Source organism: Rhizobium sp. IY2 (genome assembly GCF_047532935.1).
Lineage (GTDB): Bacteria > Pseudomonadota > Alphaproteobacteria > Rhizobiales > Rhizobiaceae > Rhizobium > Rhizobium anhuiense.
The window spans coordinates 1-10,741 of the sequence record NZ_JBLKNU010000027.1; the positions used below are offsets into that span (position 1 = coordinate 1).

Genomic DNA, 10,741 nt, shown 5'->3' on the forward strand with positions numbered 1-10,741 from the left:
TTCACAGCCTCAAGCTTGTACTCGCGGCTGAATATTCGTCTTTGCATTCATGCTCTCCGGTTTCAGGAGGAACACCTTAACTCGATGTCCATGAAACCGGCAGCAGGCCATATAGACTTGTCCGCTATAACAGGGCCAGCTGCGTTCAACTCGCGTTATAATTGGAAAGGTGCGCTGTACAAAGATGTCTTGTGTGGTTGCTTGGTAGATCGAATTTGCGTTGCGGAGCAATACGGCATCACGCGCTAGCGTCTTCAGGTACGGTGCGTTCTCAGATCGAAAATCACGTCGGTTTCTGCGAAGACTCTTGTTGGTTCCATTGACCACATTTGCCTGGCGGGTAAAAAATGACTTGTGGAAATTCAGAGCGGCGCCGACCGGTTCGCCTCTTTTCAAGGCGATGCTACCTGCCGCTGCTTTAATCCAGTTCTCCACAAGCGCACTCCATCGGAGATAGGGATACTAAAACCAAACTGATGGCTGCGCCCCAATAACCCGGCAAAACCAATCAAAAAGTTGCTCAGGCTCAAATATTAGTCTTCTTAAAGTTGAAAAACGTCGCTAATCTCTCGTAAGGGGGATATGGCCATGCAGTTTTCAGAAATGAGTGGGACGGAGAACCAGGAGGCCAGTAAATCCGACAATCCTTCTATTGTTGCCGATATTGCCGCCTGCTTCACCTATGCGTCCTACCAGAACGCAATTCCAGTCATCCGGTCGATCCTGGTTGAGAACAATACGGACAGACACTTCGAAAACTGCCGCATCGAGCTGACGGCGTCGCCAGCTTTCTTGAGGCCGAAGTCATGGATCGTTGATCGCCTGGTGCCGGGGGATCGGCTTGTGCTGGCCGATCGAAAAGTGGACTTCGATCCAGGATATCTTTCGGGGCTGAACGAAGCAGAGCGCGGCGAGATCACGCTTCGCATGTCCTCCGGCGGTGAAATTCTGGACGAGCGGCGCCTTCCCGTCAGACTGCTTGCACGCGACGAATGGGGAGGGGTTGCCGACATGGTGCAGCTACTCCCGGCCTTCGTCATGCCCAATGATCCCGGTGTGTCCCAGATTCTGCGAATTGCGGCGGAGAGGCTTGATGCACATGGCCATTCAGGTGGATTGGATGGCTACCAGTCACAAAATCCTCAGCGCGCCTACATGCTTGCTGCGGCAGTCTACTCAGCGATTGCAGGGATCGGGTTGCACTATGCCGAGCCGCCTGCAAGCTTCGAGAACCGTGGCCAGAAGATTCGGCGACCGAGCAAGGTAACCGAGGAGCGGCTTGCCACCTGCCTCGATACCACGCTTGTTTTCGCGGCCGGGCTTGAAGCTGCCGGATTAAATCCAGTCATCTTGATGTTCGAAGGGCATGCTGCAGTTGGCGTCTGGCTTGCGAAGAGAACCTTCGCGCATGCCGTAGAACCGGACCAGATGGAGGTCCGCAAGGCCCTGGCGTCGCGCGAGTTGATCGTCTTTGAAACGACTGGCGTGACACATCGGCCTGCGATGACGTTTGAAAGCGCGCTTCGGGCCCTGGACGGCCGGCTTGGAGTGGACGAGGCCCATGCTTTTTTGGCCGCTATTGATGTCAGGCGATCGCGTAGCGGCGGCATCATGCCGCTTGCCTCACATGAGCCGATCCGCCGCAATGTTCAGGAGGACGACTCGGCCCCTGTGGCCGACTTGCCGCTTCCCTCCGCCCCCAGTTTCGCAGAGATGCCGGCTGAAACCGTTGAGGTGAAGCCCACCAATGCTGCCGGTCGCATCGACAGATGGCAGAAAAAGCTTCTCGATCTGACCCTTCGCAATCGACTGCTCAGTTTTCCGGATTCGAAGAAAACGATCCCCTTTCTTTGCACGGACGTGGCCTATGTTGAAGATCGGCTGGCAAACGGCGCCGCAATTCGTATCATATCCTTGCCTGAGCAGAACCCGCTCGGCGAACGGGATGCTGCGCTTTATCGGGATGTCCACGGCCGTGATCTCCAGCGTGGCTTCGCGGCTGAAGCGTTGCTCCGGGACGAGTTGCCCTCGCCACTCGACGTGCGCCAGCTCGAAACTCGGTTGATCGACCTTTATCGGCAGGTTCGCAACGATTTTGCCGAGGGTGGCGCCAACACGCTTTTTCTGGCGGTGGGTTTCCTAAGGTGGAAGAAGAAGCCGGAAGACGAGCGCAGCTATCGCGCGCCACTTCTCCTTGTCCCCGTCAAGCTAGAGCGCCGCAGCGCCAGTTCACGCTTCACTATCCGCTTCCACGAGGATGAGCCGCGCTTCAATGCGACCCTTCTTCAGTTTCTGGAACGGGATTTTGACCTGTCCCTCCCACAATTCAACGGCGACCTGCCGCTCGACGACAATGGGATCGACGTACCGCGCGTCCTCGCATTGATGCGCCAGGCAATCCGCGATGTTCCGGGGATGGAGGTTTTGGACGAGACGGCCCTGTCGACCTTCTCCTTCGCCAAATTCCTTATGTGGAAGGATCTGGTTGAACGCACCGAAGCCCTGCGCGAGAACAGGGTTGTTCGGCACTTGATCGATACGCCTGAACAGGCCTTTCATGAAGGAAGCGGCGAAACGACGTTCCGCGACGAGCGCGAGCTCGATCAGGCTTATGCGCCAGCGGAAATCATCTGTCTTCTTCCATCAGACTCGTCGCAGACAGCGGCAAGTTTGGCCGCAGCCGAAGGGCGGGATTTTGTCATCGTTGGTCCGCCCGGCACGGGTAAGAGCCAGACGATCGCCAACATGATCGCCAACTGTCTTGCCGTTGGAAAGACGGTGCTTTTCGTCGCTGAAAAGACCGCCGCGCTCGACGTCGTTTATCGCCGCTTGCGTACGCATGGTCTCGGCGATCATTGCGTCGAATTGCACTCGAACAAGGCGGATCGCCGCCATTTCCTGGGTCAGCTGAAAGCGGCCTGGGAGCATGGCGGACGGAACGATGCGTCCGAATGGATCGCGATCAACGAGCGCCTTCGGTTGCGTCGCGACGAGCTGAACGCCTATGTCGGGGCACTGCACAAACGCTACTCAAACGGATGGACTCCGTATCTGGCGTTGGGCATCGCTCTCAAGGCTGCGGAGGCGCCGGCACCAGGCTTGTCGTGGTTGGAACGTGACGCACATGACTCACAGACGTTACGCGAGCTCGAAGATCTTGCCAGCGAACTCGGTCTCGTCTTCGGTTCGGTCGAACGTCAGCCGGCACTCGATCTCATCAATGTCAACGAATGGAGCTCCGGTTGGCAGGATGGCGTGATGGCGGCCGCACAGTCGCTGTTGAATGCGATAGACCTGTTGGTCAACTCGGCGAACGGATTTGTCACCCGCCTTGGCCTCAAACCGGAGGAACGGCTGTCGCGAAACGAACTGCAGGCACTGTTGGGCCTTGCAAGGGTGTTACAGAAATCGCGGGGCCATGACATCACGATCGTCTTTGATCGGGATTTTGCCCGATGTGCTGAAGCGCTGGAAAGTCTCGACAGCTCCATCAAAGCCTATCGCGAAGCAGAGCGGGCGGCGGCTGCTTCCTACAGTGCCGCCGCCGTCCGCGACCTCGAGGCTGACGTCCTGGATCGCCAGTGGCGCGAGGCAAGCGCTTCATTCTGGCCGAATGCGATGCTTGGCAAGCGCAAAGTTCAGAAGCTGCTCCAGAGCCATGCCGAGCAAGGCTCCGCGGATCCAGAGCGGGATCTCCCTCTTTTGCGCCGCATGAAGGATTGCCTTTCAGCGATCGACCAGAATCTCTTGAACGGCAAGCCTCTGCCGGTCGGTGGTCTGGCGACAGATGTCGGAGCCGTTGCGGCAGTGCTGGAAATCGCTCGTGAGCTCCGTGCCACAATCCCACTTCCGGGCCGCGATCAGGATGAGACCCGAACGACGCTCCGCGTTCTTGCGCCGTGTCTTCGCGCGGTGATCGAAGACGATGTGGTCCGGCATGCAGGCGACAGGTTGCTGGCGGCGGTCGATGGCTTGAAGGACGCGCAGAGGCGCTTCAGCATGATCGCCGGGCGCGACAGTCTTTTTGAGAAGGATGTTGCCGACCTTGCGACGCTGAGGGACAAGCTCGAAGCTCTTGTCGGTGCGAGGCATCTGCTTCGTGATTGGTCAGCCTGGTGCCGGATCAGAAATCGGGCAATGCAGGCGAACCTGTCGTCGTTGGTCGAACATATCGAAACAGGCGCGATCCGACCTGATGAAACACGGGCTGCGTTTCGCCTGGGTTATGCCAGGTGGTGGCTTCCGAAGGTTCTCGATGCTGACCCAGTCTTGCGAAACTTTCGGCGTTTCCAACACGAAAACGCGATCAGTGAATTTCGTGACATCGACGATCTTGTGCGTTCACACGCGACCTCGCGCGTCATCAGTGCGATCGCCCACGGCTTGCCGCCCGTGCAGAGCGTTCCCCGCAATTCAGAGCTCGGGCTACTGCGCTATCAGATGGAGTTGCAGCGACCGAGCCAGTCCATACGGGATATGATCAGCAAGATGCCGCAGAGCTTTTCCAAGCTCGCCCCCTGCATGCTGATGTCACCCTTGTCGATCGCTCAGTATCTGCCACCGAACCAGGCGTTGTTCGATGTTGTGATTTTCGACGAGGCGTCGCAAATTACGACCTGGGACGCTGTGGGCGCCATCGCGCGGGCCCGCCAGACGATCATCGTCGGCGATCCCAAGCAGTTGCCGCCGACGAACTTCTTCGGACGCAACGAGGAAGAGGAGGACGTCGCTGATCACGAGAAGGACTTGGAAAGCATTCTCGACGAGGCGAAGGCGGCCGGCATCCCAACGCGCGATTTGCGATGGCACTATCGCAGCCGAAGCGAGTCCCTAATCGCCTTCTCCAATCATCATTACTATCAGAACCGTCTCGTGACGTTTCCGTCGCCGGTCGTCGAAGACCGTGCCGTGCACCTGCGAAAGGTACCAGCGGGTGTCTATGATCGCGGCAAAAGCCGCACCAATCGACCAGAAGCGGATGCTGTCGCAAGAGAAGCCGTTTCCCGAATGAAGACATGGCTGAAGCTGCCCGAAACCGATCGCCCGACGCTGGGAGTGATCACTTTCAACGCGCAGCAACAATCGCTGATCCTCGATCTTCTTGATACCGCGCGCCGTGACGAGCCGGAACTCGAGTGGTTTTTTGCCGAAGAGCGGGTCGAGCCTACGATCGTGAAGAATCTGGAGAATGTTCAAGGCGATGAGCGAGACGTCATTCTCTTTTCGATCACCTTCTGGAAGGATGCCGCAGGCAAGCTCACGATGGACTTCGGTGCGCTCAATCGGGATGGTGGCGAACGACGTCTGAATGTCGCCGTCACGCGCGCCCGGCAGGAACTTGTCGTGTTCTCGGGATTCACGGCCGACCAGATCGACCCGACACGCACTAAGGCTCTGGCCGTGCATCACCTGAAGACCTTCCTCGACTATGCCGAGCGCGGACCGGTCGCCCTGCCGGCTGCCGATATCGGCTCTGTCGGCGGTTTCGAGTCTCCTTTTGAAGAGGCCGTGGCAGCGCAGCTGGAACGGCGTGGCTGGCGTATCGTGCCACAGGTCGGCATCTCCGGCTTCCGGATCGATTTCGGTATCCCTCACCCGGACCTGGCTGGCACCTTCCTGGCCGGCATCGAATGTGACGGGGCGACGTATCACCGATCCGCCACCGCCAGAGACCGCGACAAGGTCCGCTAACAGGTGTTGAGGGGGCTGGGCTGGAACATCCTCCGCGTCTGGTCGACCGATTGGTGGTTCGATACCACAGGCTGCGCCCAACGCCTTCATGCCAGCCTGGAGGCCCTATTGGAGGAGAGCCGGGCACGTCGTGCTGCAAAAACAGAAAGCGCTGCGACCCGTTGGGATATGGGACACGAGGTTGAAGGGATCGAAGAAAATCGTATCGACGATGTTACAACGTCAGTCGAGCCGATCGTGTTGCCGCCGATCGCCTTCGAGGCCGAACGCGTATCTGTGGAGGCGCGGCCACTGTCTAGCGAGCCTCAAACTCTGGACATGCCGCCCACTCCCACCTTGGTCGGCGACAGAACCTCGAACGAGCGGGAGTACAAGGTCACCGATCTCTCCAGTTTCCGAGCCGAGCCAGATCAATTTTTTGAATTTGGCTATCGCGATACCCTGCGCAGGATGATCGAGGCAGTCATCGAAACCGAGAGCCCGTTGCGCGCAGACATTCTTGCCCAGCGTATATCCCGGGCGCATGGCTGGTTGCGCACGGGCGGGCGGATCCGGGAGCGGATAGATCTCCACCTCCGCGGTTATGACACGACAAAGGAGTCGAGCGGCGAATTCATCTGGAAGGTGGGCACCGTTTCAAAGATCATGCCCTATCGGCACCCGACCAGCGAGGAAGCGCGCAGGTCGATCGCCGATATACCGCTTGCGGAACTCGCCTCCGTCGTCTCCGACAATCCAGATCTGCTGGATCAGCCAGATCCGGCGCGTGATCTGGCGCGGCTGCTTGGTGTCGAACGCCTTGCTGCTGTTTCCCGCTCGCGGCTGGACGAAGCACTCGCTCTGGCGCGGTCGCATGTGTCAACCACCCAACCATTCGAGTAGCCATGTTCCGGTTCATCCATTCCAGCGATCTTCATCTCGGAAAGCGTTTTGGCAATTTCGCGGGCGACTTGCCCGGCCGTTTACGTGAAGCAAGACACGACGTCATCGGGACCAGCAGATTATCGTATTTTCCTGTCGCCAGCGGGCTTTTCAAAGGCTCGGAGGAAACGTGCTTCAAATGACAGAATGGCAGCCATAGAGACACTTCGGCGGCATCCATTTGTCGAACAGAATCAGCTCATAATTGCCGTTGAATTGGTCAAGTATCTGAAAAGACATATTACTACTGCCTCTCGCGAGGAGAGGGTTCTAGGTTCGAATTGGTTCAAGGCGAGCATCGCTCACTTTCGCAATGGCGCCCAATCGGAATAGAAGATCAGATCGCTGAACGTCAGCTTTTGCGCCCCAGATTGGTCATTCCAAGGTCAGGCAACATTTTCCAAGAGCTGCCACTAGAGCGAAATTCTCCAAGAATGTATGACGTTGGGGAATGAGGGCACTAGCCTGATTTTAGTCGTGCCGGATGGGGAAGCGATGGCGAAGACCACCGATGGGCGCAGTGATCTAACGGACTTGGTCGACTATCCGCGCGAGACGCTCGATATTGAGCTTAAGGACTGGATCGACCTTGGTGACAAGGTCGCGCAGGCCAAGCTCGCACGGCATATCGCCGCGCTCGCCAACCATGGCGGCGGCTATCTCGTCTTCGGCTTTCGCGATGACGAAAGCATCGCGCCTAGCCGGCCGACGGACCTTTCAGGATATAGCCGGGATACATTCGGCCGGGTCGTCACCCGATATCTGACGCCCGCCTTCCAGTGCGATGTCCAACTGATTCAGTCGAGCGCCGGCCTCATTTATCCGGTCGTGCGCGTGCCCTCGCACGGATCGACCCCGATCGGCGCCAAGGCTGATGGTCCACACGATCCGAAGGGCCAACCGCAAGGGATCCGGGCCGGCACCTACTATGTCCGCAAGCCCGGTCCAAAGAGCGAAGCGGCGATGGGGGTGGAGGACTGGCAGCCGTTGATCCGGCGTTGCATTCTCTTCGATCGCGACAGTCTGCTCGCGGATATCGCCCGTGCCGTTCAGCCCCGCTCCGAACCACCCGCGCCCGCAATAGAAGATCGGCTGAAGACTTGGCATGGTGAGAGTGAGGCGCGCTGGCGAGCGATCCTTGGGAAGGCGACCGCGCTACGCTGGCTAGTCGATATCGAGGCCAATCATTGCCAGCTGAGCTATATGATCCTGTCCGATACCGGCATCGCGATCCCGGCGCACGAGCTGCAGCGTGTTCTCGCAGAGGTGAACCGCGACGTCCGCCAGACCGTCTGGACGGGATGGAGCATGTTCTATCCCTTCACGCGGCCTGAGATCGCAGCCGCGCTGCACCCCGAGTTCGACGACGGTAGCGGGGTCGACGTGCTGGAGAGCAATCTCATCGGCGACGGCGACTTCGATATCAGCCTGCCCGACTATTGGCGCTTCGCCGTCGACGGTCGGGCAACCATCATCCGCCCCTATCGCGAAGATCGCCAGCGGAGTGTCGAGGGGAAGGGGCGACCGGCCGGCACTTGGCTCAGCCCTGAAACAATCGTTCGCGAAACCGCCGAGTTGGTGACCCACGCCCGGATTGTGGCCGAGCGATACGAGGGTAGCCGCGTCGCCTTTCGATGCACTTGGCGCGGGTTGGCCGGACGCGAGATTGATGACTTCGGCGACATCTATTGGTCACCCGGTCGGCATGCGCGCGCCGATCAGCGCACGACTATCGGTACCTGGGACGTGCCGGTCCTTGCCGCCAATTGGCACGAGGTCGTCGCCCAGCTTTCCTGTCCGGTCCTCAACCTGTTCGGCTTCACCGAGTGCGGCGGTGAGCTGGTCGCGGGGCTGGCGCCGCGGTTCATCAAATTATGAGGTTTGTTCTGGCGCTTTCGATGGGCTGGCCGACCGCCCGCAATGGCGTGAAGTTGCAGCGATGCCACAATGCCGCTCTATAAGTATCTTGCCGAGGAAGCTTACGCCCGCGCGCTGATCGACAAGGGCCAGATCTTCGCGCGCCCCTTGAGCTACTTCCGCGCCTACGAAGACGAGTTGGTGCGCGGCGACCCGGACGACGGCAAGCTGCGCTATGAGCCCGAGGAGGGCCTAGTGCTCACCAAGGAGAATGGCGCTGTCGTTGAGATGCCGCCAGGCTGGCGGTTCCGCTCTTCGGTCCAGGCCGTCGACATTTTTGTCTATTGCCTGAGCACTGAGCTGTCGCCCAACATCGCTGCGAAGTTCGAATGCCCGTTCTGTGTCGAGATCAAAGAGCCGATCCGCCTGTTTGGCCGAATATCGATGCATGTCCGGCTGCGTTCGAGACTCGACCGTAGGGTCTATAGTCGTGAGGTCGACTACCGGAAATTGGCCGCGGCGCCAGGCGCCGACTGGGCGCTCCCCGAGCGGGTTGCTTTCACCAAGCCAGAGGGTTGGGCATGGCAGAAGGAGCATCGGATCGTTATGGGCCGAAAGGGCGCATTCGCGGTCGAGAATGTCGAATGCGCACTCGAAAACGATGGTGACGAAGTGACCGCTGGCAAGGCAGCGACCGATCCGATGATCCTGCATGTCGGTAACCTCTCAAAGATCACCAAGCTGCATACCTTTTAACGTCGCCGCTGAAAAATGAGGCACCCAAGCCTATTCTTGGCACCTTTGACGCGCGCGCCATCGGCGACGTTGAGGAAGAGCTTATTGACTAAGGGTGGAAAGGGAAGAACCACAGAGAAGGTGCGAGCGATGAACGGAGGCTTTCGTTGCACCCATCATGGCGCGGAATCAGTCCTGCCCGCCAGGCTCGTCTTCACTTCGTAGCCTCGCTTTTGTTCCCGGTACTTTACCAGTCGTTCGAGCAGCGTTTTCCCCGGCCGCGTGCCCATCATCTCCCGCACTTCGTGTAGGTGCCGCTCATCCCGGGCGAACACTAACTCCGTCGCACGTCGAATGGTCAGCTTATTCAGGTTCTGCAGTTGTTCAATGGCGTTGTAAGCTTCAACCCGCTCAAACGTCTCACGGTCGCTCACCGCGCAGAACAGTAGCTTCGGCCCTATGGGGAGGAAAATGTATCCCTCCTCTTTCACCAGGCTATAGGACATGGTTACCGGGCTGTCCGACGTTACATAGTCGTAATCGCTGGTAATCGTTCGAGTAAACCAGATCATATTATTGATCATCTGCCCGATACCTTCATGGTCAATGAGGGTGGGCAGCAGTTCGACCGCCCATCCTTGCCAATCCGGATCAGGGATAGTCTTGAGGAACTCTGAGAAACTGTCGGCCGAGCCGTCTGCTTTGAAATGTTGGTACTCGGCATCCAGTTCAGGAACGGCGGCTATCATCTCCTTTGTCAGGCCTTCCCGGAGCGCATCAATGTCGCGAGGCATGCGGAGAAGTAGCGAGATTATAAAGCGCGACCAGGCACTGCGATATCTCGGCTGAGCGAGCCTCTGGTCGCGTGTCTCAATCATTGTGAGGGCTTCCGAAGCGAGCGTGTCGAGTTGCTTCATGAACTCGATTTCAACGCGCTGCGCTTCTTCAGCCGGAGCTCCAGGAATACTGTAAAGACCATTTCCGCCGCCAGTGGACCTTGTAGACACCATACGCGCAATGATCTCATTGTGGGGCTTACTGTAGCGGCACACGCGCTGCTTATCGTCGGCCCAACGCTTGAGGTAGAACCCAGGCAGGTAGTGATGGAATATGGGGACGTCGGCCGTCATTTCTTCTTCGGAGGTTTTCCCCCGTTCTCCAGGATTTTCTTAATTTCGGCCGCCCGCTTGGCCCTAAGCTCCTCGAATATTTCTGTCAAGGCGTCCTCCAGAAAGTCTCCCTCACCTTCATGACTGCTACCAGCGTGTGATTGTCTCTCCTCCACATCAGTTTGCCATTCGTGCAACGATGGCATAGGAATTTGAGGGAAGCCGCAATATTTTGCCTCTCAGAGCCAATCGCGGAGCGTTGCACTGGGGCCACGCATGTCCGTTTACGTCCTGGGTGTGCTAGCAGTGGACTTTCTGCTTCCGTGAAGAGTTTCGGGCGCCGCCAGGCGTACGAAAGTCCCCGAGGAAGGAACCCGCGGACCACAGTCGGAGGCTATGGAGATTTTGATCTACGGCTGATATCTGCG

The 10,741-nt window shown here is 58.4% G+C and carries 4 protein-coding genes and 1 pseudogene; 3 read left to right on the forward strand and 2 right to left on the reverse strand.

Features of this window, described 5'->3' with window-relative positions:
• Positions 1–9: 9 nt before the first annotated feature.
• Positions 10–435 carry a hypothetical protein gene (locus ACMUVN_RS33120; RefSeq protein WP_414816039.1) on the reverse strand — a complete coding sequence of 142 codons (426 nt, stop codon included), beginning with the start codon at positions 433–435 and terminating at the stop codon, positions 10–12.
• Between the two features lie 153 nt (positions 436–588).
• Here ACMUVN_RS33120 and ACMUVN_RS33125 point away from each other — a divergent pair.
• From ACMUVN_RS33125 to ACMUVN_RS33135, 3 genes and pseudogenes are all read left to right on the forward strand, one after another.
• Positions 589–6,573 (forward strand): annotated as a pseudogene (locus ACMUVN_RS33125) (DUF3320 domain-containing protein).
• 534 nt (positions 6,574–7,107) lie between these two features.
• Positions 7,108–8,490, forward strand: a complete 1,383-nt coding sequence (locus ACMUVN_RS33130; protein WP_017969063.1) for a helix-turn-helix domain-containing protein — start codon at positions 7,108–7,110, stop codon at positions 8,488–8,490.
• 69 nt (positions 8,491–8,559) lie between these two features.
• Positions 8,560–9,225, forward strand: coding sequence for a hypothetical protein (locus tag ACMUVN_RS33135; protein ID WP_414816040.1), 666 nt, complete (start codon positions 8,560–8,562; stop codon positions 9,223–9,225).
• Between the two features lie 155 nt (positions 9,226–9,380).
• Here the strand turns inward: ACMUVN_RS33135 and ACMUVN_RS33140 are convergent, their stop codons facing one another.
• The gene (locus ACMUVN_RS33140) at positions 9,381–10,334 is read right to left on the reverse strand and encodes a DUF4238 domain-containing protein (protein ID WP_414816041.1); all 954 of its coding nucleotides are present in this window, start codon (positions 10,332–10,334) and stop codon (positions 9,381–9,383) included.
• Between the last annotated feature and the right edge of the window lie 407 nt (positions 10,335–10,741).